Annotated in this window: 28 protein-coding genes; 12 read left to right on the forward strand and 16 right to left on the reverse strand. The window is 44.0% G+C overall.

Features of this window, described 5'->3' with window-relative positions:
- The first annotated feature begins 286 nt into the window (after positions 1–286).
- The 6 genes from C8322_RS10025 to msrA all read left to right on the forward strand — a co-directional run bounded on the left by C8322_RS10025 (position 287) and on the right by msrA (position 4651).
- Complete coding sequence (locus C8322_RS10025) at positions 287–778, forward strand: lipocalin family protein (RefSeq protein WP_004813244.1); 492 nt, start codon at positions 287–289, stop codon at positions 776–778.
- Positions 779–950: 172 nt separating this feature from the next.
- Positions 951–1793, forward strand: a complete 843-nt coding sequence (gene thyA, locus C8322_RS10030) for a thymidylate synthase (RefSeq protein WP_004813246.1) — start codon at positions 951–953, stop codon at positions 1791–1793.
- Positions 1794–1889: 96 nt separating this feature from the next.
- Positions 1890–2402, forward strand: a complete 513-nt coding sequence (gene dfrA44, locus C8322_RS10035) for a trimethoprim-resistant dihydrofolate reductase DfrA44 (RefSeq protein ID WP_004813248.1) — start codon at positions 1890–1892, stop codon at positions 2400–2402.
- A 28-nt stretch (positions 2403–2430) separates the two neighbouring features.
- Positions 2431–3477, forward strand: a complete 1047-nt coding sequence (locus C8322_RS10040) for a DUF4105 domain-containing protein (protein ID WP_008302048.1) — start codon at positions 2431–2433, stop codon at positions 3475–3477.
- Between the two features lie 100 nt (positions 3478–3577).
- Positions 3578–4039 (forward strand): META domain-containing protein, encoded by a 462-nt coding sequence (locus C8322_RS10045; protein WP_008302050.1) that lies wholly within the window; start codon positions 3578–3580, stop codon positions 4037–4039.
- Positions 4040–4132: 93 nt separating this feature from the next.
- On the forward strand, positions 4133–4651 hold the full coding sequence (gene msrA, locus C8322_RS10050) for a peptide-methionine (S)-S-oxide reductase MsrA (protein WP_008302052.1): 519 nt from the start codon (positions 4133–4135) through the stop codon (positions 4649–4651).
- Positions 4652–4710: 59 nt separating this feature from the next.
- On the opposite strand, the gene C8322_RS10055 is transcribed toward msrA, so the two are convergent.
- The 5 genes from C8322_RS10055 to C8322_RS10075 form a co-directional block, all read right to left on the reverse strand.
- Entirely contained in the window at positions 4711–5115 is a 405-nt protein-coding gene (locus tag C8322_RS10055; protein ID WP_005220866.1) for an ExbD/TolR family protein, read from the reverse strand.
- Positions 5115–5735 carry a MotA/TolQ/ExbB proton channel family protein gene (locus C8322_RS10060; RefSeq protein WP_008302054.1) on the reverse strand — a complete coding sequence of 207 codons (621 nt, stop codon included), beginning with the start codon at positions 5733–5735 and terminating at the stop codon, positions 5115–5117. Before C8322_RS10060 ends, C8322_RS10055 begins: the two co-directional genes overlap by 1 nt.
- 25 nt (positions 5736–5760) lie before the next feature.
- Positions 5761–6534: an energy transducer TonB gene (locus C8322_RS10065; protein ID WP_008302056.1), complete on the reverse strand. Its 774-nt coding sequence runs from the start codon at positions 6532–6534 to the stop codon at positions 5761–5763.
- Positions 6535–6741: 207 nt separating this feature from the next.
- The gene (gene purU, locus C8322_RS10070) at positions 6742–7608 is read right to left on the reverse strand and encodes a formyltetrahydrofolate deformylase (RefSeq protein ID WP_004813265.1); all 867 of its coding nucleotides are present in this window, start codon (positions 7606–7608) and stop codon (positions 6742–6744) included.
- A 60-nt stretch (positions 7609–7668) separates the two neighbouring features.
- Positions 7669–8388, reverse strand: a complete 720-nt coding sequence (locus tag C8322_RS10075) for a TetR/AcrR family transcriptional regulator (RefSeq protein WP_008302057.1) — start codon at positions 8386–8388, stop codon at positions 7669–7671.
- Positions 8389–8524: 136 nt separating this feature from the next.
- On the opposite strand from C8322_RS10075, the gene C8322_RS10080 reads away from it, so the two are divergent.
- From C8322_RS10080 to C8322_RS10100, 5 genes are all read left to right on the forward strand, one after another.
- Positions 8525–9973 carry a coniferyl aldehyde dehydrogenase gene (locus tag C8322_RS10080; RefSeq protein WP_034591954.1) on the forward strand — a complete coding sequence of 483 codons (1449 nt, stop codon included), beginning with the start codon at positions 8525–8527 and terminating at the stop codon, positions 9971–9973.
- 165 nt (positions 9974–10138) lie between these two features.
- Positions 10139–10375, forward strand: coding sequence for a 50S ribosomal protein L28 (gene rpmB / locus C8322_RS10085; protein ID WP_004813275.1), 237 nt, complete (start codon positions 10139–10141; stop codon positions 10373–10375).
- 16 nt (positions 10376–10391) lie between these two features.
- Entirely contained in the window at positions 10392–10547 is a 156-nt protein-coding gene (gene rpmG / locus C8322_RS10090) for a 50S ribosomal protein L33 (RefSeq protein WP_001205031.1), read from the forward strand.
- Positions 10548–10700: 153 nt separating this feature from the next.
- Positions 10701–12416 carry a cation:proton antiporter gene (locus tag C8322_RS10095; protein WP_004890287.1) on the forward strand — a complete coding sequence of 572 codons (1716 nt, stop codon included), beginning with the start codon at positions 10701–10703 and terminating at the stop codon, positions 12414–12416.
- A 155-nt stretch (positions 12417–12571) separates the two neighbouring features.
- Entirely contained in the window at positions 12572–13174 is a 603-nt protein-coding gene (locus tag C8322_RS10100) for a DUF1294 domain-containing protein (protein ID WP_004890290.1), read from the forward strand.
- A gap of 56 nt (positions 13175–13230) precedes the next feature.
- Here C8322_RS10100 and C8322_RS10105 read toward each other — a convergent pair whose 3' ends face one another.
- The 11 genes from C8322_RS10105 to C8322_RS10155 all read right to left on the reverse strand — a co-directional run bounded on the left by C8322_RS10105 (position 13231) and on the right by C8322_RS10155 (position 24685).
- Positions 13231–13509: a hypothetical protein gene (locus C8322_RS10105; protein WP_004813278.1), complete on the reverse strand. Its 279-nt coding sequence runs from the start codon at positions 13507–13509 to the stop codon at positions 13231–13233.
- Between the two features lie 103 nt (positions 13510–13612).
- Positions 13613–14116, reverse strand: a complete 504-nt coding sequence (locus C8322_RS10110) for a DUF6586 family protein (protein WP_111810564.1) — start codon at positions 14114–14116, stop codon at positions 13613–13615.
- 411 nt (positions 14117–14527) lie between these two features.
- Complete coding sequence (locus C8322_RS10115; RefSeq protein WP_004813282.1) at positions 14528–14779, reverse strand: RNA recognition motif domain-containing protein; 252 nt, start codon at positions 14777–14779, stop codon at positions 14528–14530.
- Positions 14780–14862: 83 nt separating this feature from the next.
- The gene (locus C8322_RS10120; RefSeq protein ID WP_111810565.1) at positions 14863–16851 is read right to left on the reverse strand and encodes an ATP-dependent helicase; all 1989 of its coding nucleotides are present in this window, start codon (positions 16849–16851) and stop codon (positions 14863–14865) included.
- Between the two features lie 293 nt (positions 16852–17144).
- Positions 17145–18287: a glycerate kinase gene (locus C8322_RS10125; RefSeq protein WP_111810566.1), complete on the reverse strand. Its 1143-nt coding sequence runs from the start codon at positions 18285–18287 to the stop codon at positions 17145–17147.
- Positions 18288–18409: 122 nt separating this feature from the next.
- The gene (locus C8322_RS10130) at positions 18410–19168 is read right to left on the reverse strand and encodes a hypothetical protein (RefSeq protein WP_111810567.1); all 759 of its coding nucleotides are present in this window, start codon (positions 19166–19168) and stop codon (positions 18410–18412) included.
- A 3-nt stretch (positions 19169–19171) separates the two neighbouring features.
- Positions 19172–19975, reverse strand: a complete 804-nt coding sequence (locus tag C8322_RS10135) for an NYN domain-containing protein (protein ID WP_004890306.1) — start codon at positions 19973–19975, stop codon at positions 19172–19174.
- A 92-nt stretch (positions 19976–20067) separates the two neighbouring features.
- A complete protein-coding gene (topA, locus tag C8322_RS10140; protein WP_111810569.1) occupies positions 20068–22710 on the reverse strand; it encodes a type I DNA topoisomerase in 2643 nt (880 codons plus the stop codon).
- A gap of 32 nt (positions 22711–22742) precedes the next feature.
- A complete protein-coding gene (locus C8322_RS10145; RefSeq protein ID WP_004813293.1) occupies positions 22743–23192 on the reverse strand; it encodes an ammonium transporter in 450 nt (149 codons plus the stop codon).
- A 70-nt stretch (positions 23193–23262) separates the two neighbouring features.
- Positions 23263–24261: a hypothetical protein gene (locus C8322_RS10150; protein WP_111810570.1), complete on the reverse strand. Its 999-nt coding sequence runs from the start codon at positions 24259–24261 to the stop codon at positions 23263–23265.
- Between the two features lie 178 nt (positions 24262–24439).
- Complete coding sequence (locus C8322_RS10155; RefSeq protein WP_004813295.1) at positions 24440–24685, reverse strand: SlyX family protein; 246 nt, start codon at positions 24683–24685, stop codon at positions 24440–24442.
- Positions 24686–24720: 35 nt separating this feature from the next.
- Here C8322_RS10155 and C8322_RS10160 point away from each other — a divergent pair, with 35 nt between their 5' ends.
- Positions 24721–26625: an ATP-binding cassette domain-containing protein gene (locus tag C8322_RS10160; protein ID WP_008303262.1), complete on the forward strand. Its 1905-nt coding sequence runs from the start codon at positions 24721–24723 to the stop codon at positions 26623–26625.
- Positions 26626–26710: the final 85 nt, after the last annotated feature.

The following is a 26710-nucleotide window of genomic DNA, read 5'->3' on the forward strand; positions in this document are numbered from 1 at the left end:
AATCATCTGCTACCACAGAGAGTCTATAAATAACAGTGCGTAAGTCCTATATTAATTTTTATTGAACAATAAATTAATTAATCGACATATTTTTAAGCAATAAATTATAAAAATATGACTAGATTCTGACCTACTTAACATTTCTTGTATATGCTCTACCCATTCCCATCCCATCCCATTGAAAACAAACACAACATTTCCCTACATGATTACATCTTTTCTTTAGCAGCTTCATGTTTAGACTGATTGAGCGCAAAAAATGAACTGAAATAAAACGGAGAAAATAATGAATCATGATATCCCTACCGTTTCAAATTTTGATCTCACCAAATATTTAGGCACCTGGTATGAAATTGCCCGTCTCCCAATGAAACATCAACCTGAAGACAGCACTGATATTTCAGCTGTTTATAGCCTGAATGAAAGTGGTAGCGTACGTGTTCAGAACCGTTGTCTGGATGGTGATGACAAGCTGGATGAATCCATTGGTGAAGCAACGATTGTAGATGCTGCCAATGCCAAACTTGAGGTCAGTTTCCTGCCAGAAGGTTTACGCTGGGTGCCATTTACCAAGGGAGATTACTGGGTATTAAAGCTGGATGCTAGTTATCAAACGGCTTTGGTCGGTGAGCCAAGCATGAAGTATCTGTGGCTGTTGCATCGCACCCCAACCATTGATGAAGCGACTAAGCAGGAATATTTGGCTTATGCACAATCGCTCGGTTATGACTTGTCTGATCTGATTGACACAGTACATACTGGCAAGCCAACAGCTTAAAGCAGGCAATAAAAAAGGCATCCATTATGGATGCTTTTTTATTGCATTATCTCTCTCCTCCAGTCACCTTCCCGGCGATGTGGAACTGCGAAAAAAAATGTTATGATGAGCGCAATTTTAAATTGCTCAGTTCAAAAAAAAGCAATTTTTCAACGGATTTTAAGAGAGACTTATGCGCCAATACCTTGACCTTTTACAACATATCCTCGACAACGGCGGCGATAAAGGCGACCGTACCGGCACTGGTACACGTTCGGTATTTGGTCATCAGATGCGCTTTGATCTTTCCAAGGGTTTCCCTTTACTGACCACCAAAAAAGTCCACTTCCGCTCTATTGTGATTGAGCTATTGTGGTTCCTCAAAGGCGATACCAACGTTCAATATTTGAAAGATAATAAAGTTAGTATTTGGGATGAATGGTCAACTGCGGAACAGACTGCACGTTTTGGCCGCCCAGAAGGTGAGCTTGGTCCTGTATACGGTCATCAGTGGCGTAACTTTGGTGCCACAAAAAATGAAGATGGCAGCTATAAAAATGATGGTTTTGATCAAATCAAATGGTTGGTGAATGAGATCAAAACTAATCCAAACTCACGTCGCCTGATTGTGTCTGGCTGGAACCCGAACGAAGCAGGTCAAGTGGCACTGCCACCTTGTCATACCCTGTTCCAATTCTTTGTACATAATGGCAAATTATCTTGCCAGCTGTATCAGCGTAGCGCTGACGTGTTTTTAGGTGTCCCTTTCAATATTGCCAGCTACGCCCTGCTCACCCATATGATCGCACAAGTCTGTGATCTTGAGGTCGGTGATTTTGTCTGGACGGGTGGTGATACACACCTGTATGCCAACCACTTTGAACAAGCCAAACTTCAGCTGAGTCGTGAGCCTTTAGGTCTATGTCAGTTAAAACTGAATCCTGAAATTAAAGATCTGTTCGATTTCAAATTTGAAGATATTGAAATTGTCGGCTATGAATCCTATCCGGGAATTAAAGCGCCTGTCGCGGTTTAATTTTTCCCAAACCCAAGAAAATCGAAATCCCACTTTGCTTAAAGTGGGATTTTGCATTTTAATAGGAACAATTTTTACTTGTTTTTGAGTGTGGGTATGGCATTTCAGGATTTAGAAGTCGTTCATGTCGTTGCAATGGATCAGCAGCGCTGTATTGGTAAGGACAATGACCTGCCTTGGCATATCTCAGCAGATCTAAAACATTTTAAGGAAATCACCCAGGGCGGTGTAATTGTGATGGGACGTAAGACCCTTGAATCCATGGGACGTGCCTTGCCTAAACGTGTCAACTGGGTCATTACCCGTGATACAGACTGGTCTTTTGAAGGTACTAAAGTCGCACACACGATTGAAGATGCCTTGAGCCAAGCTGTTGCAGATGTAAAAGCATCAGAAAAACCGGAGTCTATTTATATTATTGGGGGTGGTGAAATCTTCAAACAGACAATGAGTATTGCTGACCGTCTGGAACTGACCCATGTCGAACTGGATGTACAAGGTCATGCCTTCTACCCAGAAATTCCTGCTGAATTCAAAAAAGTTTTTTCCGAACAACATATCGACGACAAAACCGGGATTGCTTTTGAGTTTGCAACTTATAGAAAATGAAGAATAATTTTTAATTAAAGATTCAATTATGCATACACAGGGAAATCCTGCACCTCACTGGCTATTCTGGTTACTGAATGCAGTATTTACCCTGTTTGTCATCGCATCAAGTCTATGGCTGTGCCTTGCGATTTGGGTACAGCAACCCTTAGGCATGATTGGCAGTTCTGTGCTGATTGGTCTTTGGATTGTTTTAGCCTGTGCAGTTCTCGGCATTTATTTTAGCCGTCATCTGATTTCACGTGGTGTAGATACCCTTCTTTATATTCTGGCTTTTCTGTTTAGCCTGTTCTGGTATTTCAGCCTGGACGCTCGTCAGGACCGGGAGTGGAATCCTGAAGTTGCCCGTATTCTCAGTTATGAACAACAAGGCGATCAAGTCACCTTACATAATGTGCGTAATTTTGTCTGGCTGCCAAATGGGAAATATATTGAGCGCTGGGAAAGTCGCAGCATCAATTTAAATCAGATCACCGGGGTCAATGTCATCACCTCTTACTGGATGGGACCGCATATTGCCCATACCTTGGTGAGTTTTGACTTTGCTGACCAGAAGCCACTGACCTTTTCGATTGAAATCCGTAAGGAAAAAAATGAAGATTTCTCTGCTATCGGCGGCTTCTTCCGCAAGTTTGAGCTGAGTCTGGTGGCGGCCGATGAACGGGATATTATCTATACCCGTAGCAATATTCGCGGTGAGCAGGTATATTTTTTTCCGATTAATATGCCACAGGCACAAGCCAAGGCGCTTTTCAAAGAATATCTCAACAAGGTGGATGATCTGGCTCAACAGCCGAAGTGGTATAACACTCTAACCAGTAATTGCACTACCCTGGTGTTTGATATGGTTCAGGCTGTTTCCCAGAAACCATTACCAACAGATTATCGCCTGCTGGCGTCGGGTTATTTGCCGAATTATATGTATGACCTGCAAGCGCTAAATCAGGGTTGGGACCTAAGCACCTGGTATGCTCGAGCGCATGTAAACCCACGTGTCAAAGAATTTGCTCAGGTCAGTAGTGAACAATTTTCCGTTCTACTGCGGCAAGGATTACCTGCGCCAAAAGCAGAATAGAACCTATCTTCCCGGGAACCCGAAGATACAAATTGTATTGGTATCATTCTATTTTTTCTGTTTATATACAGTAATGTATCAAAGAAAAAGAGTAAGCCCAATGTTAAAAAAAGTGACCACAATTGCAATGTTCGTTTCAGCGCTGGCAATAACAGGCTGTCAAACCACACCAGACCAGACCTCTTCCCAAGCGGTTGAAAATCTACAGCAACTTCAGAACCGCACCTGGATTGTCACTCACATTGGCAGTACAGAAATCACCACTGCACCTACCACACGTAATATCCCAAGCCTGCAATTTGATGCTGCCACTCAGCGTGTTAGCGGTGCCGATGGCTGTAACCGCATTATGGGCAGCTATACTGCCGGCAAAGACACTTTGAATCTTAGCCAGATGGCGGGTACAAAAATGGCTTGTCTGAACAATGACAATCTGGATCAGGAATTTAATGAAGCCCTGGCTAAAGTAACCCATTATCAGGTTTTTGGTAAAACCCTGAAGCTGCTCGATAGCTATGGCAACCCAGTCATCCAGCTGGCAAGTCCGGTACAACCGCGCTAAAGCTTAAATAAAAAGCCTGTTTTTACAGGCTTTTTTCTATTTGATATTTACAGCGTAGAATAGAGACAGAAACTCGGAATTAAGGACAAGATTATGCAACAGGCGCTATTTGGTGGTGGATGCTTTTGGTGTACCGAAGCGGTATTCCTGCAAATTCGTGGTGTCAGCAAAGTTGTTAGTGGCTATGCCGGCGGACATACCACTCATCCAACCTATGAAGAGATTTGTAATGGTGATACCAACCATGCAGAAGTGATTCTGATTGATTTCGATGAAACCCAGATCAGCTTTAAGCAATTGCTGGATGTATTCTTTGCCACTCATGATCCAACAACGCTCAATCGCCAAGGCAATGATGTCGGTACACAGTATCGTTCTGTCATCTACTATCTGAACGAAGAACAGCAACGGCAGTCACAAGAAACTATTGATGCACTGAAGGCTGAAGGTTTAAATGTAGTCACTGAACTCAGTCCTGCTCCGACCTTCTATCCAGCTGAAGATTATCATCAGAACTTTTTTGCCAAAAACCCAAGTCAGGGTTATTGCAACTTTGCCATTCCCCCAAAGCTCAACAAGCTACGTGCCAAATTTGTAGAACTGTTGAAGTAAAGCAATATTGTCATAAAAAAAGCGACCATCTCAGGTCGCTCTTTTTGATCTTGGAAAAATCAGTTATCGGTTGCAAAAGCAATATCGGTGAGTCCGGCTCCACTCGCGCGTGACATCACTTGAGCAACGGTGTCGTAACGTGATTCTTTATCCGCCTTCAATACAATCGTTGGCTGACGCTCTGCCTGCCCAGCTTCATTGAAACGGGTTTCCAGCTGTTCCAGGCTAAGCACATCACCATTCCATGCCACATCACCCTGAGAGTTAATGCTGATGGTAATGTTCTCTGGCGGAAGATCAATAATTTCCGCAGTCGTTTGTGGCAAGGTTAATGGAATTGATGGGTTCGCAACGGTCGCTGTCACCAGGAAGATGATCATCAATACCAACATAATGTCGATCAGGGGAATGAGGTTCATCTCATTCATGCCTGTATCGTTGTCTTCACCCAGTTGAAAAGCCATTAAACTTGACCTCCCACTAAACTGTCTTGTGCAACTTTAGTTTCAGCTTTCTTGGCAGATCCCTGTTGCAGCATCGTATCAATCAATAAGCTATGAGCATGGTCTTGTAGTTCATGCGATAAACCACGGTTAAAACGTACCGCGATGTTATAAGCCAATACAGCTGGAATCGCCACTGCCAGACCCAGACCTGTCATGATCAGTGCTTCACCTACGGGTGTTGCCACCTGAGCCAGACCTGCCTGACCGCTCTTACCCACTGCTACCAGTGCATGGAAGATACCCCATACTGTACCGAATAAACCAATGAAAGGTGAAATCGATGCGATGGTACCCAGAACTGACACACCTTTTTCCGCATTGGCTTTTTCAGCTGCAATCTGGCGTAGCAATGCTTGTTCAGCTACGGCTTTGCGTTGTTCAAAGCCCAAAGGCGCCATTTTTGATTTCAGTTTATCTAGGGCATCAGATAACTGTGCATAAGCCACTTGCTTGAGTTGGCGCGTACCGAGTAAACGCAGTACAAAGATCGTCCATGTCGCAATCGACATTGCCAGTAACACAAAATAAAGTGTTTTACTGACTGCATCAGCATGTTGCCAATAAACTGAAAAGTTCATATTCGAACTCCTAATGGGTTAGCCGTTATCTGGTAATCTGGAAGTCAAAGGGCTGCTCAACACGTGTTGGATAAGCAACGCCATTTTCAACATATTTGGTTAATTGTGCACGACGTACAGCAGACTCGACCTTACGGTTAATCGAAGGACTGCAGCTTGAATTACGTGCTGTCGCAGCCACTACCTTGCCTTGTTCATTCGCTGAGATATCGACCACCATGGAACAGGAACTTCTCAACTCACCTGCTGACATCGATACTTTTGGCGTACGCAACCAGGTCACACCACCACCCAAAGAAACACTCTTAGGAGAAGGAGGTGCAGGTGGTGCCGGTGGCGCAACAGGCGCAGGCGGTGCCACAGGTGCTGGTGGAGGTGTCGGAGCGACTTTGGTTTCTTTCACAACCGTTGGTACAACCGGACTTGGCGTTGGTTTTGCTTCAACTGGTGGTGCCACAACCTTAGGCGTTTCAGCCTTCTTCACTTCCTGGATTTTTTCAACCTTTTTCGGAGGTGGTGGCAACGGTTTTTCAACAATCTTGACCTCTTTCGGCTTCGGCGGCTCTTTCTTCGGCTCAGGCTTTGGCTTCGGAGGTAATGGTCTTGGCGCTTCCTGCAGTTTTACAAAGCGAACCTTCATCGGCTCCTTGTCTACAGGCTTGAGTTCAGGTGCTTCCATCTGGCTGACAGCCCACAATAGGCCAACATGTCCCACCAGTACAGCTGCCATAACAGCTGCGACTTTCTTTTTCATCTGGTTGGGTGGAGTAGGCATCATAGGAGAAGCAACTTGGCTCATTAAATCTTTTACCTTGAAGAGATGATATGAAACAAATAATCAAGCTCATCGGTTAGCACAATTAAAGTACGCCAATAATAAATGAGAAGGGTTTTCATTTGCAATAACAATCCCCAACTTTCTTCATTTTTTTCGACAAATGAGAGAAACAACTCAAATAAAAAAAGGCATACTTAAAGTATGCCTTTTTGAATGATGATGCAAGACTTATTGGAATACCACTGTCTTGTTACCATCCACAATAATACGGTCTTCCAGATGCCATCTTACGGCACGCGCCAGTACATTACGCTCTACGTCCTGCCCCAGTTCACGCAGCTGCTCTACAGTAAAGTCATGGTTTACACGCTCTACGTCCTGCTCAATGATTGGACCTTGGTCCAGATCAGCCGTTACATAGTGGGCAGTCGCACCAATCAGTTTCACACCTTTTTCATAAGCCTGCTTGTACGGATTTGCACCGACAAACGCTGGCAGGAATGAATGGTGAATGTTGATCACTTTCATTTCCCATTTTTGTACAAATTCTTCATCCAGAATCTGCATATAGCGCGCCAGTACTAACAAATCATTGCCTTGCATCAGCTCATCAATTTTTGCATAAGCTTCACGTTTATTGTCTTTAGTCACTGGTACTACTTCAAATGGAATACCAAAATTTTCAACCGATTCACGCAGCGTTTCATGATTCGATACCACTTTGGTGATTTCACATGGCAGACCGCCACGTGCATGACGCCATAACAGCTCAAGTAAAGCGTGATCAACTTTAGACACCAGAATGCCGACTTTTTTCACATCACTTACCAGCGCCAGACGCCAATGCATGTTATAGCGTTCCGCAACATTGACAGCAAAAGTCTGTAACAGGCTTTCTTTACGACTTTGCAGGTTATCGAGTTCAAACTCAACACGCATGAAGTAACGTCCGCCCTGAGCTTCTGTCGCGTATTGATCAAGCGCAGTAATATTGGCGCCCTGATGATACAAGAAGCTTGAAACAGCCTGCACGATGCCCGGCTTGTCTTCACAAGTAATCAATAAACGTGCGGTGTTAGCAGTCGTCATATTCATGTTGGTAAACGTCACTAATCAGATAAATTAAAAAATAAGCCGAGTATTCTAGCGCGTTTCTTAATTATTCTGAATAGTTTGTTCAGTTTCCCGATCTTTAGCGGATGACAGACTGGCAAAAAGCTCGGAAGAACCAAAAGAGTTCAACAGGCTTTCATAGGTATGACGGCTCTCACCACGCAGATAGGCACCTTCCAGGAATACCATTTGACGCAATGCCTGCCATACCCATTTTTCTTCCAGATGGTTCGAGTCGGTAATATGACCAGACATATACAGGAAGTTGGTCCAGTTGGTCAGCACGATCCACAAGTTGATAATTAAGGCTTCAATTTCCGAATCAGTCATTTCCATTAAGCCAGCATTGACAAAGGCTTTATAGATTTTTTGTCCCTGCTGCATGACTTCACCCGCAAAGCGCGGATACAGCTTGCGGAAGTCTTCATTATTTTCCACCAGGTGATAAACATCACGATGCAGGAAACGATAAGCCCATAACTGGCTGCTGAGCACCTGGAAATAATGAATCTTGTCATTAGCATCCAGCGGACGGTCATCCGGCAATGCCAGCATTTCCAGGGTTTCCTTCTGGTACTGCTCCATCAGTTCCTTGATGATTTCATTCTTGTTACGGAAATGATAGTACAGGTTACCCGGGCTCATACCGAGTTCAGCAGCAATATGATTCGTCGTAACAGAACGCTCACCACGCTCATTAAATAACTGCAAACTGAGCTGCAAAATACGTTCTTTCGTTTTCAACGTTTTGGTTTGGGACATCCTAAAATAACCATTCAGTTCATATACCCGCACGCACCAGCAGCGCATTGACGGTCGAGTACACAAAGTAACTTGACTAATTAGAGTATTTACTCTAAAAATAAATAATCGATTTTCTTAAAAGTGGTAGTGCTGCATGAACAGTCACACAAAAACGACATTAATGACACCACATTTTTTTGACAGCCAGTGCCTTAATGACATTCTGGCACAACAAAAACATGCCTACTTACGTTACCCGCTGCCGACTGCAAAGGAACGTATCGATCGTTTAGCTCGACTTAAGCGTATCTTAGTTAAGTATCAAGATCAATTTGCCGATGCAATTAATCAGGATTATGGCAACCGTTCGATTGGGGAAACCAAAATCGGGGAACTGTTGACCTGCCTGGAACACATCAAATATTACAGCAAGAATCTGACTGGCTGGATGAAACCATCCAAGCGTCACGTCAGTATTATTCACCAGCCAGCCAAAGCCTGGGTGCAGTACCAGCCATTGGGCGTGGTCGGCATTATTGCGCCTTGGAACTATCCTTTACTCCTCTCGATAGGACCACTGGTCTGTGCACTGGCTGCAGGCAACCATGCCATGATAAAAATTTCGAGTGCCTCTGCTCATTTTGGAGCGGTACTTGAAACAGCCTTGGCGGAAGCCTTTCCAAAAGAACTGGTCGCAGTCATTACTGGTGGCGGTGCAGTATCTGATGCCTTTTGCCGCTTGGCTTTCGATAAAATGATTTTCACCGGCTCAACCGCGGTGGGTAAAACCGTAATGGCAGCAGCTGCAGAAAATCTGGTGCCGGTGATTCTGGAACTCGGTGGTAAATCACCTGTTCTGGTTCATCCATCTATTGATATTGAAGATGTGGCAGAGCGTATTGCGGTAGGTAAACTCTGGAATGCCGGTCAAACCTGTGTGGCCCCTGACTATATGTTCCTGCCACGCGGTAAAACCGCTGAATTTATCGACCATTTCCGCAGCTATGTGGAAACCATGTATCCAGATATCACCCATAACCAGGACTACACTTCGATTGTGAATGACAAGCAATACAACCGTCTGCAAGGCTATTTAGAGGATGCACGTGCACATGGCGCCCAGGTTATTGAAATCAACCCGCGTAATGAAACACCGGCAGATCTGCGTAAAATAGCACCGACCATTCTGACCAATGTGACGCCAGATATGGATATCATGAAAAATGAAATCTTCGGTCCGCTGCTGCCAATCATGGAATATGATCAAATTGACGATGTAATCGACTTTATTAATAGCCGTCCGCGTCCACTTGCATTATACTATTTCGACTTTGATCAGGCGCGTGCCGATTATGTCGCACAGCGTACCCATTCAGGGCACTTCGGCCAGAACACGGTACTCACTCATGTTGCACAGGATGACCTGCCATTTGGCGGCGTTGGCGCTTCGGGGATGGGTAAATACCATGGGCCAGAAGGCTTCTTCAGTTTGTCGCATGAACGGTCTGTAATGTCCAATCCTAAGCTGTATAGCTTGAAATACATTCTCCCGCCGTTTAATAAGCCGATTCATAAACTGATTTCGAAGACTCTTCTTCGATAAATGATCAAGGCATGAGCTGTTGCACCAACTCATGCCCGGTTTTAGACAAAATCGCTTGTCTTTTAAGCGCATTTTTGGTATAAAACGCCCCTTGAATGAATTCAATCCGTTTATTTTTGACTGGCCATACAGATTTGCTGTTGGCTAAATCAATGGAGTTACACCATGTCTAAGGTTTGCCAAGTTACCGGCAAGCGTCCAGTCGTTGGTAACAACGTCTCACACGCCAACAACAAAACTAAGCGCCGGTTCGAGCCGAACCTGCACCAACACCGCTTCTGGTTAGAAAGCGAAAAACGTTTCGTACGTCTTCGTCTTACTACTAAAGGTATGCGTATTATCGATAAATTGGGCATTGAAAAGGTTGTTGCTGACCTTCGTGCTCAAGGTCAAAAGATCTAAGTAAGGAGTCAGGACAATGCGTGATAAGATTCGCTTAGTTTCTTCAGCTGGTACAGGTTATTTCTATACCACTACTAAGAACAAACGTACTATGCCGGAAAAAATGGAAATCAAAAAATTTGATCCAAAAATCCGTCAACACGTGATCTTCAAAGAAGCTAAAATTAAATAATTTTAGTTTTTTGAAAAAAAGCGACCTTTTAGGGTCGTTTTTTTTTGCATTTTTTTTATTCAGCTTGATAAACTTTCTTTTTGTTTTGGCACTTTTTGTGCTTATTTCCCATAAAAAACTGAAATTTTAAAATTCATCTTAAAGGAGTGTTTAGTGCCACATGACGTAGATCTCATCATATTACTGGCTGTAGGCTTTGGACTGGCGCTGGCATTCGGCTATATCGCTGCGCGCTTGCGTCTACCTCCCTTGATCGGATATCTGATTGCCGGGATCCTGATTAGCCCCAATACCCCTGGGGTAGTCGGTGACATCCAGCTCGCCAACCAGCTTGCCGAATTAGGCGTCATGTTCCTGATGTTTGGTGTCGGGATGCACTTTTCCTTAAATGACCTGATGCAGGTAAGGCGCATTGCCCTGCCTGGTGCGATCCTGCAAATTGCAGTGGCTACCCTGCTTGGCGTTGGTGTATCCATGCTCTGGGGCTGGAGTTTTGGTTCTGCGCTTGTTTTTGGTTTAAGTCTCTCCTGTGCCAGTACTGTCGTGCTCCTAAAAGCACTGGGAGACCGTGGTCTGCTTGAATCCATTAACGGTAAGATTGCTGTAGGCTGGCTGTTGGTTGAAGATCTGGTCATGGTATTGGCACTGGTGTTACTTCCTGCAACCGCAGTTTTACTCGGTGGTCAGGCACTGGAAGGTAGCAGTGATGGGAATATCTGGCTCACCTTGGGCATTACCCTACTCAAGGTCGCAGGCTTTATTGCCTTTATGCTGATTGTTGGTAAACGTCTAATACCAATGATCATGCAGGTTGTCGCGCGTCTAGGCTCACGTGAACTGTTTACGCTAACTGTTGTGGCCGCTGCTGTATCGATTGCCTTTGGTGCCTACAAAGTCTTTGGTGTCTCCATGGCACTAGGTGCATTCTTTGCGGGTATGGTCGTGAAAGAATCTGACTTCAGCCATCGTGCAGAAGAAGAAACCCTTCCGCTACGTGAAATTTTCTCGATTCTATTCTTCGTTTCTGTCGGTATGCTGTTTGATCCGCGGATTATGATTGAGCAACCCCTGCATGTGCTGGCGGTTGTTGCCATTATTATGATTGGTAAGACCATTGCTGCGATGGCATTGGTACTGTTCTTCCGTTATCCAATCAACACAGCGCTGACAGTGGGTGCGTCACTGGCGCAAATCGGTGAATTCTCGTTCATTCTTGCTGCACTTGGGGTATCGCTAAATCTGCTGTCACTGGAAGGGCAAAACCTGATTCTGGCGGGTGCCTTGATTTCAATTACCCTGAACTCTTTTATTTTCGCTGCCATCGAACCAGTACAGAAATGGATTCGCGAACGTTCCAACCTGGCGCGTTTACTGGAGCGCAGTGGCGATCCACTGGCCATGCTGCCTGATGAAGTATCCCAGGACTACCTGCGCGATCAGGTAGTGATTGTCGGCCATGGTGAAGTGGGACGTCGCATCACGACTTCCTTGATGGAACAAAATATTAAAGTTGTGATTGCTGAAGAAAACCGGGAGATTGTTGAAAAATTGCGTGCCAAAGGCATTGCAGCGGTATCGGGTGTGGCGACTGAACCAGGCGTCTTGATTCAGGCGCATATTCAGCATGCACGTCTATTGGTCATTTCCCCTATGGATATTTTGGATATTCATAAAATCGTGGATATTGCCAAAACTTTAAATCCTGAAATTCAGGTACTGGTCTGTGCCGAAAGTAAGGAAGAAGCTGAAGTCATCCGCCGCGATAATGTGGGTGCGGTCTACTATGCTAAAGAAGAAATGGCGAAGAACATGAGTCGTCATATCCTGCATCAGATTCAGATGGCTCATCAACATGGTTCGGCACATTAAATTTTAATTTTTTAAATTGGGCAGATCATGAGTATCTGCCTTTTTTATGACAAAAAAATTGATCGACTTTATAATAAACTCCTAATTTAAATAACTTATAGACTTTTATATTTGATTTTAAAGTCTTTTAAACAGGATTCTTGTGGGGGAATAGTATGCGTTATAAAGGTAAATTAACCACATGGAAAGATGACCAAGGCTTTGGATTCGCGACTACCCATGAAACTTCAGAACGTGTTTTTGTTCATATTAAAAATTTTAGTTATAAGACCAGACGCCCTGTAGATGGTGATGAACTGATTTATAATGTTGTACAAGGGACTAAGAAAAACTTACAAGCAACCAATATTCAGTTTTTACATGATTATGAACGTCAACGATTAAGAGACCAACGCCATCAACAACAAGAAGGTGGCAAAAGCTTATTGTCTAAAATTGCAGCTTACCCATTTATTCTTACCTTATTAGTTCTATTTTTGACAGGACAAATCTCGGTTTGGGTCTTAGTTTATTATGCAGTGATTAACCTCATCACGTTCTTCGCTTATTGGCAAGATAAACAATCAGCCCAAAACAATAAACGTCGTACACCAGAGCAAACTCTGCATAATCTGAGTTTATTTGGTGGTTGGATAGGTGCTTTAGTTGCTCAGCTCAGTTTAAGACATAAATCACAAAAACAAGAGTTCCGAAAAAAGTTTTGGTTAACCACAGTGATCCATATTATTTTTTTTGGTATATATTTAATAATGAAATAAATCCAATAAAAAAGCGCACGTTAAAGTGCGCTTTTTTATTCAGAATGGGAGAGCAATCAACTTAAATATTTTGGTTTTTCATCCACAATTTCAGCCTGCATTTCATTTGCCTGCTTTTCGAGCAGGCCAAATAAAGCCGCCTGAATCATATGCTGAGCAACCACCGGGGTCTGATCACCGAGAAGTGCTTTTACTTCATCATTAAACTGAATAATGACCAATGGCTGTTTTTCTGAGCCTGCATTGCGTAATGCTAACTCACCACTTTCCAGTTGAACGAGTTCTAAAATCGCTTCTTGACTACCAAATAGTTCTTTCAATTGTTCTATAGACATATGTCCTCCATGTTCAACATGGTGGCAAAGCGCAGAATCACTTTGCATCGCTGTTTATTGGATATATGGTTAATAATTTCAATTTCAAGGGTCATTGGTCGGATTAAAATTCCACCATCTCATTGCGAAAACCATCAATCAATTGTGTCAGGTCTCGATGCCATTCACGCAGGATTGCTGTATCTGGTAACCAGGCTTGAGGTGTTTGAGTGACTTTAATAATCAGTTTGGAAGATGTTTCATCTTCAGGCTCCGGTACACTCGGCTCGGGTGTGTACTGACACAAACGATAAGTACGCTTCAGCTCAGCGATAAAGCCGTCTTTAGATAGTTGCTGCATTACGGTGACTTCTGGAGAGATCTGCCCTTTCGCAGCCATCTGCTCTTCAATCGATTTCAAGGTCGGACTCAGATCATTTAAACGGTAGTAACGCACCAGTTCCTGCAAAAAAGCCAGGACTGCACCATGCAAATGGAAAACTGCTGATTCACGATGTGCCTGAGCCTGCTGGACATGATCGGTTTGCTCTGCCTGCTGACAGGCAAGACGGGCGAAATAAAGTTTCTGATTGGTACGGTCCGCATGATAGCGAGCAACACGAGTCATGGATTTTTCCTAAGTGTTAAAACAAATTTTGGCTTTTATAACTTAAGACCAGATCATTATTTTTACAATGGAATTTATTTTATTTATTGATTTTTTCAGGAAATATGAACAACCGGGCTGAATTACTAATGCAATTTATTTTAATTTTTGAAGAGTCATTAAATCTCTTTCATAAATCAAAAAATGATCATGCTATTCATACTTAAATAGATATTGAAAGTCCCTTATCCCTCTGGAATGAGATGCACTGCTTCGCTTTATAATGATTAAAAAATGATTTATGACAGAACTCTATTTTATTGAATAGACAATAAAATTTGGATTGAGTTATTCAATCAGAAGCTCTAACTATTTGGTCATTCAGAAAAGTTATTTCCATAAAAAAGGAGCATTATCTGCTCCTTTTTCTATTTACGCCTGTGGCTTTTCTTCAGCCTGTTTCACACGAATGCCTGTACCATGTAAGCGCAAGGTATTCAGACCTTTGATCGCTTTAACTGCTTCACGGCCATGCGGCATTTCTACAAAGGCAAAGCCTTTAGACTTACCAGTTTCAGCATCCAGCACCAGCGTACAAGTATCTACTGTGCCATATTGCTTGAACAATTCCAGTAACTCAGTCTCTGTCACAGTACGTTCCAAGTTACGAACTAAAATTTTCATTTGATAACCTTAAGAAGATAGGCAAAAAACATCAAAAAGCACTCGCCTACTCTACTTTTTGCATACAACAATATCTGTCTAGTTTAATCGAGATCAATACCAAAATCTAAATTAATCGACTGGCGTTCGATTAAGGCACTTTTTACGGTTTGCTGACGGGTCTTGTAATGGGTTTCCGTAGTACACAGATGGCGAGTTAGGTCATTCATAAAATAACTCTCTACTTTACGGCCCTGCTCATCCACGGTTTCGCGTGCCCAGTGATTCAGATTCTGTTTTGTCAAAATCAACTCATTCTGCGCACGGGTCAACGCTACATACAACACCCGACGTTCTTCTTCAACATCATCAAAATCACCTTGCGCACGCGCATGAGGGTACTGTCCTGGTGTCACATTCGCCACATAACAGACCTTCTGCTCTGTACCCTTGGCAGAATGGATGGTGATTAAAGTCACCACATCAGGATCTGACTGGCGTTCAATTTCAGAAATCGATACCGGATCGAGCACATATTCTTCCAGAAACTCGCTCAGCTGGGCATGTTTGGAAGCCAGCTGCTTGACCAGTTCAAAATCACCCTGACGGCGATTCCAGTCTTTTTTATAGTTTTCAGCAAGCTGGTATTCGATGGCTTGAATGGCCAGACTGACACAGGCTTCAACTTCTGTTTTTAACACAGCCATCTGCTTCATGATCAGAATGGATTCCAGCGGAATCTTGCCAAATTTTTCCAGCTTGTCTGCAATGATATCCATCTCAGGCTCTGCCAAGAGTTGCTGTGACAGTTTACTCGCACCGACATCACCTACGCCATTCCACAGCGTCAGGAAACGCATCCAGGCAATATCATCCAGCGGATTGGCAACCACACGCAATAAACTCAACAAGTCTTTAACATGTGCGGTTTCTAACAGCTTCATCCCACCGATAAAGCGATACGGTACATTGGCAGCAATACAGGCCGCTTCAATATGGCGTGCCGCAAAACTGGAACGCACCAGCACCATATGATCAGACCATTTACTGCCTTGTAAGTAATGACGCTCTTTGATATCGATGGCGATCCATTTAGCTTCATCAAACTCGTTGGGGAAGATATGCATTTTTGGCTTAATGCCTTCACCCCGATGTGCATCCAGCCGCTTGTCATATTTAATTTCGGATTGATCCAGCAGCCAGTTGGACAGGTCTAGAATTTCCTGAGTCGAGCGGTAATTTTTTTCCAGTTTAAAAATCTGTGCATTAGGCACACGCTCTTTGAAATGGTGAATATTTTCAAAGTCCGCACCACGGAAGCCATAAATTGACTGTGCATCATCTCCAACACAGAACAGACTGATATGATCTTTGAGTGGTTCTAGCAAGGCCCATTGCAATGGATTGGTGTCCTGCATCTCATCGACCAGCATATGACGGCAGATTGAAGCAACATAATCCACCAGTCCTTCTGATTGTGCCAATGCACTCGCGACCACCGCCAGAATATCGTCATAGTCCAGGAAACTACGTGCCTTTTTACGTGTTTCGTATTCTTTCATGATGTCAGCAATCTGGTCTTTCAGCGCCAGATATTCCGGCATCTGTTTTTCCAGCGCCAGACTCAGCTTCTGACGGGTATTGCGTGCAAAGGAATACAGGTCACACAACTCTTGTGGCTTGGGTAGGTAATTCGGGTTTTTCTTGTCATCGCGTCCGCGAATCAGACGGAACATCATCAACTGATCATCACGATCAATAATCGAAAACTGCTCCAGTCCAAATGCTTTGGGAATACGGCGCAGCAGATACATACAGAAGGTATGAAAAGTCGATGCCCGCAGACCTTTGGCCTCCTCCCCCAAAGCCAATTCCACACGTGCGACAATTTCACTGGCTGCACGACGGGTAAAAGTCAAAATCTGAATCTGATTCGCAGGTACGCCCTGATCGATCAGATAAGCTGCACGTGCGACGATGGTTTTAGTTTTGCCACAGCCCGCCCCAGCCAAGACCAAACTGTGCTTTGCTTCAGTCGTCGCAGCTTGTTTTTGTTGGGGGTTCAGTTCATCTATTAGGCTGGCTAAACTCATGGTCACTCATCATTCTGTGGATGCGTGTAGTTTAACAGATCGCTCTTATAATTATGGCTTTTCATCCGCGCTGAAACAGCACCCAATTTTATCTCTTGATTTGCTATAGGGTCGATGGCATGGATGCCGTCTGCTGGATTAGGGTATAGGGATATCCCCTCAATCCAGCAAAGGATTTTTGTTACCTTGCAAAGCAGTGCTTTTTCTCACCCATGAAAAGTAAGATCTGCTTACGCGTTATTATCTACCATTATGTAAAGTTTGTGCAGCAATGACTATCTTGTAAGAGAACACTAAGTCCTCGGTTCCCAAATATTTTTAATAGTTTTGGACACTGCTTTTTCCAGATTCACTTCCCCATTTTTTAATGCTTCTTCCAAGCTACAATCTGGTGGATTAATTCCCACAATCTGACTAAAGCCGGCATCAAATAAAGACTCAATTCCTTCACCCACCAGACCAGCAAAAGCTAACACCGGTTTATTGAACTGCTGTGCGACCTGAGCAACGCCAAACGGTGTTTTGCCTAAGGCCGTTTGGCTGTCAATCTTGCCTTCACCAGTCAGTACATAATCCGCTTGAGCAATTTTTTCGGCTAATCGGCTTTGCTCAATAATCAATTCCACACCGGATTGCAACTTGGCATCCGCAAATGCCATAAGGCCAAAACCCAAACCACCCGCTGCACCCGAGCCTGCTACATTCTTTATAAAAATACCTAAACTTGCTTCGACCAGATTAGCATAATGGTTGAGATTAAGATCCAGTTGCTGCACCATTTCCGGAGTTGCTCCCTTCTGCGGTCCAAAGATTGCCGAGGCGCCATTCGGTCCACACAGTGGATTATTGACATCAGAAGCGATTAGAATTTCGGTGTTTTTCAAACGAGCATCTAACTGGGAAATATCTATTTGATTAATCTGATCTAGATTACCGCCGCAGACCTGAATCGCTTCACCTGTACTATTGAAAAACTGGACACCCAATGCCTGTGACATCCCGGCACCGCCGTCATTGGTGACACTACCACCAAGTCCAACAATGATTTTTTCAATACCGCGATCTAATGCCTGTTTGATCATCTCTCCTGTGCCATAGGTTGAGGTCAGCATGGGGTTACGTTGGGAGCTTTCCAGCAGATGAATGCCATTGGCTTTGGCCATTTCAAGGACGGCAGTTCGACCATAATCGACTATGGCAAAATAAGTAGACACTTGTTGAGTCATTAAAGGCCCAGTCACCATACAGGTAATACCTTGACCATCCAAGGAGCGCAGCAAGGCCTCTACTGTTCCCTCACCACCATCTGCCATAGGCACAGCGATACAGCATGCATCAGGAAAGACCTGTAGAACACCGCGTTGCATAGCTTGGCACGCTTGCTCGGCTGACATACTTTCCTTAAAGGAATCGGGTGCCAGGACAAAAGTATGCATATTCTTCTCAATTATTAATATTTTATGGTTAGAAGTTTCAGTCTATCTATAAGCTCATAAGCCAGTATCAAATTTATTTACAAGCACGACTAAAGTTGTGGGGTAAATTCAGCATTATCCAATCAGTGTTTCCAACCTAATTCAATCGCAGTGATCTCATTAATTAGAGTCTGGCTTAAAGATTCTGGCATTTTACTTGACGTTTGAGAGGTTGGAATATGCCCTGCCATCAGTTCTGCTTTGGCTTGCGGAAACAAAGGTTGCTGATCTGGAAATGCATATCCCACAGGATACATCGGCTGACCGGTCGCCAGATCATATTTATCGCTGGCTCCAAAGGCATGTAATAGCTCATGTACAAGGACAATCTTGTTTTGTTCAGTCTGTTTCCTGGAAGCGAACAGGTTCACTGATCCAATCCGGCCTTTTTGTAAAGCTGTTGAATGCTTTAACACTTTATGCTGTGCCGGATCATAGTAGTTTAAATATAAGATCACATTGGCCGAAGGATCTGAACTTTGCTGCTGTTGCCAGGCATAGAAACGGAATTTCAGGCTCCAGAAAATGGTATCTATAACTGAGGCCTGCTCAGGAACTTTAGGTGGTAATTCTTTCAGTTCACGTCCAAGATTAAAATAGAAGTAGGTTGGTTGACCGCGATACTGCTGCGCAGCCTTTTCCAGATATTCTTGTGCTCCATTTAAATCCTGAGCCGAGAGCTGCTGAATATATTGTTGGGTAGCTGCTGAACCATCAGCATTAATTGGATGCAACAAGACAAAAATAGGCTTGGACCAGTCCTGGTTTTGGTCACGATAGGCATTGACTGCGACCACAAATAAAATCAGTAGCAGAATCAGGATTCGGATTTTTTTCCACATGCTTTAAGCACTCTGTTTTTTTATTTTTCTAAGAAACATCTGGCTCATTTCAATCTTAGTTTCAAAAAGATTTAAAGTCTTGATTAATCCAGAAAGTTTGGCACGACCATAATTACGAGAGTCAAAATCAGGTTTTACCGCACTTATGTATTGCCCAACCATACTTAAATTGGCCCAACCATTTTCATCTGCATTATCTTTTACAGCTTTATAAATTAAATTAAGCGTGGCTCGGTCCATCCCTTCAGGTAATTGAATTTCCTTTTGGGCAGATATGGTTTTTTGTCCACTTGTCTTGCTAATATCCGAAACTTTTTTATCAATTAAATCTGTTTCTTCACTATCCTCATTATTTTTAATTTCACTATCTACAAGTAAGTTTTCAATATAAATAAACTTGTCACAAGCTTTTTTGAATGCTTCAGGAGTAGCTTTTTTGCCAAAACCATAGACGGTGAGACCATTTTCACGAATACGTGAAGCTAAGGGCGTGAAATCGCTATCACTGGATACGATACAGAACCCATCTAATGCACCTGCATAAAGTAAATCCATAGCATCAATAATCAGGATCATGTCTGTTGCATCTTTACCTTTGGTATAGGCAAATTGCTGTACAGGTGTAATTGCATGTGGAAGCAAAACATCGCGCCAATTTTTTAAGGTTTCACTGCTCCAATCTCCATAAACACGTTTAACACTGGCAATACCGTATTTAGCAACTTCTTCTAATACTGATGCGATTGCATTAATCGATGAATTATCCGCATCAATGAGCACTGCGAATTTTTTTGTTTGAATATCCACACCTTCCCCAAATTTTATTATTAATCAAATTTCTAAAATTTATTCTGCCATAAAAAATGCCGACTGATGTCGGCATTTTTTATTTTTAGCTTTTAGGCTTCAACCCATTTTCCATCTTGGTAAACCAGAGACCATTTGGTTTGCTTACCTTCAGGTGTTTCTGAACCAATATATTGCGACTGGTTCTTACGGCTGAATTTCACCAGAGTTGGATTACCTTCAGGATCTACATCTGGCGCCTGCAAGATAAACTGATACTTTGGATCCAGCTGCTCGGCAACGGTACGTAGTTCCGCCACCTTCGGTGCGCGAGTTTCACGGACTTTCGGGAACTTGCTCGCGGCCAGGAACAGACCGGCTGCGCCATCACGCAGAACAAAGAAATCATCATGCTTGGTTGAACGCAGGTGTTCCATCTTGATCGGATCAACGCGCGGAGGTGCAGGCTGACCATTCTTCAAGACTTTACGGGTATTCTCACAGCTGGTACAGGCAAAATAAGGACCAAAACGGCCAGTCTTCAGCTGCATTTCGCCATCACATTTGTCACATGGAATGGTTGGGCCATCATAGCCCTTGATCTTGAACTCACCTTCTTCCAGTTCAAAACCGGCACAGTCCGGGTTGTTACCGCAGATATGCAGTTTACGACCGCCATCAATGACGTAGCTGTCCATGGCAGTCGAGCAGATCGGACAACGTTTTTTCGACATCAGGTCAGCAGTTTCAGCGGCATCATCGTCAGACAGTGCAGCCAAAGACTCAACCGGGGTCAGGTTCAGTGTGCCTTTACAACGTTCTTTCGGTGGCAGGTTATAACCTGAACAACCCAGGAATACACCCGTTGTTCCGGTACGGATCTGCATCGGACGGTCACATTCTTTACAATGTACAGCTTCAACTTCTACAGGCTGATTGCGGCGCATGCCGTTTTCACCCTGAGCATTGGTTAGACGTTTCTTGAAGTCGCCATAGAAGCTGTCTAACAGATCCTTCCAGTTACGCTCACCATCTGCCACTTTATCCAGCTGACCTTCAAGGTCTGCAGTAAAGTCGTAGTTCATCAGGTTATTGAAGCTTTCATCCAGACGATCGGTGACGATCTCACCCATCTTCTCGGCAAAGAGACGACGGTTTTCCAGTTTTACATAACCACGATCCTGAATGGTCGAGATAATCGCGGCATAGGTCGAAGGACGGCCGATACCACGTTTTTCAAGCTCTTTTACCAAGGATGCTTCAGTGAAGCGTGCAGGTGGTTTAGTGAAATGTTGAGAAGGATCAAGTTTCTCTAGCTTCAGGACTTCACCCACTTTGACAGCTGGCAATAAAATATCGTCATCTGCCTTGTTGGCACCACGAACTTTGGTGAAACCATCAAATACCAGCGTACGGCCTTTAGCTTTCAGCTCCACACCATTGGCATCGACTAAAATCGTAGAAGATAAATATTCAGCAGGTGTCATCTGACAGGCAACAAACTGACGCCAGATCAGGTCATACAAACGCTGTGCATCTCGTTCCACACCAACCAGGCTATCACCTTTCAGGCCAACGGTTGAAGGACGAATTGCTTCGTGGGCTTCCTGCGCACCGGCTTTATTGCCATAACGGTTTGGCTTGGCTGGTAAGTATTTTTCACCAAATTCAGATTCGATATGACCACGTACCATATTGACTGCATCATCGCTCAAGAACGTGGAGTCAGTACGCATATAGGTAATAAAGCCCGCTTCATACAGACGCTGGGCCAGCATCATGGTTTTCTTCACCGAGAAGCCTAAACGTGTGCTGGCTGCCTGCTGTAGCGTTGAAGTGATATACGGCGCGCTTGGATTGACCTTGGTCGGTTTATCTTCACGGCTCATCACCTTGTATTCAGCATCTTTGATCAGGTTCAACAAAGCATCAGTTTCAGCTTTATTGTGCAGCTTTAAGGTCTTACCGTTTTGCTTCACTGCTTCCAGGCGAATGTCATCTTTTTTCGCTTTGGTATCAGCAAATACTTGCCAGTATTCTTCAGGAATAAAGGCACGGATTTCACGTTCACGCTCAACCACCAGTTTTACTGCAACGGATTGCACACGACCTGCCGATAAACCACGGGCAATTTTTTCCCACAGCAATGGCGAGATCATAAAGCCTACAACACGGTCCAAGAAACGGCGTGCCTGTTGAGCATTGACTTTGTTGGTATCCAGACGGGTTGGATGCTTGAATGCTTCCTGAATGGCATTTTTGGTAATTTCGTTGAAGACCACACGCTGGTAACGTGAATCATCACCGCCGATCACTTCTTTTAAATGCCAGGCAATCGCTTCCCCTTCACGGTCCAAATCCGTTGCCAGATAGACTTCATCGACTTGCGAGGCCAGTTTTTTCAGTTCGGCAACCACATGTTCTTTGCCCGGCAGGACTTCGTATTTGGCTTTCCAGTCGTGTTCCGGGTCTACGCCCATACGGTTAATCAACGCCTGCTGTGATTTTTCCGCTTTTTCTGCTTCAGTCAGCTTGGTTCGCGTTGCTGGCTTTTTCTCTGTACTTTTGGCAGAGCCGCCTGTCGGCAAATCACGCACGTGACCGACAGATGATTTCACAATGTAGTTCGAACCGAGGTATTTGTTGATTGTTTTCGCTTTTGCAGGCGACTCCACAATCACTAAGGCACGCTTATTTCCAGCGTCGGAAGACTTCGCTGTGCTGCTTTTTGATGTGGACCGAGGAGCGTTCGCCATAATTAACCGTTAATCCTGTATATTCTAAAAAATTAAAGTTCAGCCAAGGAATGTAATAGTGCCTTGATGTCATCGAGCTGGGCCGCTTTTAGATCAGCTTCTTCATCCCAATACAGTCCAACACAGTTTGCCTGCATATCAATAGCATAAATGCCTTTTAATGCAATGGGAAAATCTTTAAATTTGTCATCGCCTTGTACCAGCTCAAGCTTTTGATCGACCACACGGGCACGCATCAGTGGCAAACGTGCGTCTGGTATCAGCACACTATAATAAGCCACCATACTGGCACGCTTTTCAGTGGCCATCGGCACTTTGGTCCAGTCAGGAGCCACAACCAGACGTGGGTGTAATCCCATCTTGCGGGCTTTCTCACGCATCATACCCAAAGCTCTTTCCCGTGGGCTGACACGCAGACCAAAAATAGATCCCAGTACAAATACAATGATGACGACAGCAACCCAGATTCCTGTATTTTCCATAGCTCAACCTTTATGTTCTATTATTAGAGTTGCATAAGCTCAATATAAAACGCAAGTTTGCGCGACAAAATTAATTCAGGAACATCTCATGGCTATAGAGAACTTCATGACCATTCCAGTAAATATAGCCTTTCTCCAGCAGTTCCTTCAGCAATAAACGCACATCGGATTTTGGAAATAACTGTTCCAGTAAATCTCGCAATTCATAAATATCTTTAGGCTTGTCACCTTGTAGTTCACGCAGCTTGCGTGCCACTTCCATTTGTACCGGATCAATGCGGTCAAAGTTTTTGAACAATCCCTGTTGTACAGACTGAATGGCAGATTGTTCTTCAATGACTTTTTCTGGCTCTTCCGGGGTCAATTCAGCAATGGCCTGACCTAGATCCCGTGGTGTACTTGGTGCAGCAGACAGATCCAGTTGTGACCATTGCTTTAATACCTTTTTACGGAAGGCAATCTGATCTTCATAGCGTTTTACAATCTTGAGGTTAATCAGCATTCCGACTACATGCTGCGCTTTACCTGGCAGTACTTGCAAAATATTTGCCACAGAATTTTTCAGGCTTTCCAATGTGGTTGGCTTGCCTGGCATTTTCGCCAGTGCATCACAATATTTTTTCACCAGTTGTAAAGTGGGTTTCTGCTGAATGGTGTCGAGACTTGGGATCTTGAATTTAGGAGAGATTTTTTTATCCTGTTCCGGTTCTGCCTGTACCTGAATCAGGCTACAGCTAATGTCAGATGCAATCAGCATTTGCATCAGCATTTCACTGCTGTCCATGGCTGAAATCAGTTCCACATGCGTGTCCGGTTCCAGCAGTGCCATCAGCTGTCCGACAATGACCGCATATTCATATTCACGGTGTTCAGCTTCAGGAATGTCCAGAATGACCACTTGCCCACTGGCGATCCAGCCTGCCAGTTCGGTCAGGTCTTCCAGTTCAAATTCAAACTTTCCGGCACAGCTAAACAGGTACAAGATTGGATAATGCTTGGTGATTTCACGTAATAGAGTGGCGGTCGGGAAATTATTTTCAAGATCGAGTAAAACAACTTTCTGTGACATGGAACACCAATCTGAACAAAACCTGGAAGCGCTATTAGAGGGGCAAGCGTGAAAAAGGTCAAATTATTTTAAGCATGGCTAGTTTTACTGACTAGGATTACTCTGCTGAAACAAAGCATAGACCCATTAAAGCGAAAACCCTCACAATGGAGGGTTTTCTACATGACCAATTACATAATTAATAATGCGGTGGTCGATCAATAATCGGGTCGAATTCTGCAATGCCCTCAGACAAATCTGCCGACTCAACACGTTGATATAACAGCGTCATTTGCTTCTGAAGATTGATGATTTCCAGATTCTGCCTGGTCACCTGCTGATTCAACTGTTCAACTAAATCGTCCAAAAATGCAATTCGGACTTGCAAATCTTCAATGGGTGCGGAAAATGACGCCTGTTCATTTAGATTTTGTTGTTTAGTCATTTTAAGTCCTCATCATAGGATTTCAGGAAACCATTATGGCATATATTACCCTAAGGGACGTCCAACTCGCGTTTGGCGGACCTGCACTGCTCGACGGCGCTAACTTTAATTTAGAACGCGGTGAACGAGTGTGTTTGATTGGCCGTAATGGTGAAGGTAAGTCTACCTTACTTAAACTGATTGAAGGAAGCCTGTTACCTGACAGTGGTGAAGTTTCCTTACAAAATGGCATCACAATTTCCATGTTGGCCCAAGACGTGCCGATGGATTCGGGCAAAGTCGCGGATATCGTGGCAGATGGCGCAGGTGAAGCATCAGAATTTCTACGTGCTTATCATGAAGCCAGCGAAGCCTGCGTACTGGGTGATATGGAAGCTTGTGACCGCATGGGTTCATTGCAGCACAAGATGGATCAGCTGGATGGCTGGGCTTTAGAAACCAAGGTGAACTCTATCCTGAGTAAAATGGGCCTGGATCCGGATGCAGACCTTGCCGATTTATCCGGTGGCCGTAAGCGTCGTGTGCTGCTGGCTCGTGCCCTGCTCACTCAACCAGACGTTCTGTTACTTGATGAACCAACCAACCATCTGGACGTTGAGAGCATTGAATGGTTAGAGAAATTCCTGCTCGATCAAAATAATTTAACCCTCCTGTTTATTTCGCATGACCGTTCATTTGTAGACAGCATTGCAACCCGTATTGTTGAACTGGATCGTGGTACATTGCGTAGCTACGAAGGTAACTATTCACGTTACCTCGAGCTTAAAGCACAGCAGATGGAAGCCGAAGAAAAGCAGAATGCGCTGTTTGACAAGCGTCTTGCTGAAGAAGAAGTATGGATTCGCCAAGGGATTAAAGCGCGTCGTACCCGTAACGAAGGTCGTGTCCGCGCGCTTAAAGCATTACGCGAAGAATCAAAAGCACGCCGCTCACAACAAGGTAAAGTGAGCATGGCAACTCAGGATGCGAGCCGTTCTGGTAAAGTCGTATTTGAGATTAAACACCTCAGCGTGAAATTTGGTGACAATGCACCAATCATTAATGACTTCTCGGCACTGGTAATGCGTGGCGATCGTATTGGTTTAGTCGGTGATAACGGTGTTGGTAAAACCACACTGATTAAAGCGATTTTAGGCCAGCTTGAGCATGGCGGTACGGTGAAAACTGGTACACAGCTTGAAGTGGCTTATTTTGACCAGTTACGTAACGTACTGGATCTGGAAAAATCGGTAAAAGATAACGTCGCTGAAGGTTCTGACCATGTCGATATCAATGGCAGTCGTCGTCATATCTATAGCTATTTACAAGATTTCCTGTTCTCACCTGAACGTGCCCGTACACCAGTAAAAGCACTGTCTGGTGGTGAACGTAACCGTATTTTGCTGGCAAAACTGTTGCTTAAACCATCAAACCTGATTGTGATGGACGAACCAACCAATGATCTGGATATGGTGACCCTTGAACTATTAGAAGAAATGTTAAGTGGCTATAAAGGCACATTACTGCTGATCTCGCATGACCGTGCCTTTATGGACAACGTCGTGACCTCAACCTGGGTATTTGATGGTAAAGGCAATATTGATGAATACATCGGTGGTTATCAGGATTATTTAGAGCAACGTCCGAACCAGACAGCGGTCGATCAAAAATCTGCCGTTAAAAAAGCTGCAGCCAAAGCTGAAGCCGCAGCGGCTGCTCCTGCACCGAAAAAGGTGAAACTCAGCTACAAAGATCAACGTGAACTTGAACAATTGCCTGCAGAAATCGAAGCACTGGAAAGTGAACAGGCTGAACTTTCTGACAAACTGGCAGATGGCTCATGGTTTGTGAAAGATGCAGCAGCAGCCACCAAGGCATCTGAACGTTTAGGTGAAATTGACGAGATTTTGCTGGAAAAAATGGAACGTTGGGATGAACTGGAAAATATGACCAAAGCTTAAGTTTTCTATTTCTCCCATGCCAAGCATCTGTATTCATACAGATGCTTTTTTTATTTTCACTTTTTTGTTTCAAAAAGCTCTTCTG

This window comes from Acinetobacter sp. SM1B (genome assembly GCF_003289665.1).
Lineage (GTDB): Bacteria > Pseudomonadota > Gammaproteobacteria > Pseudomonadales > Moraxellaceae > Acinetobacter > Acinetobacter schindleri.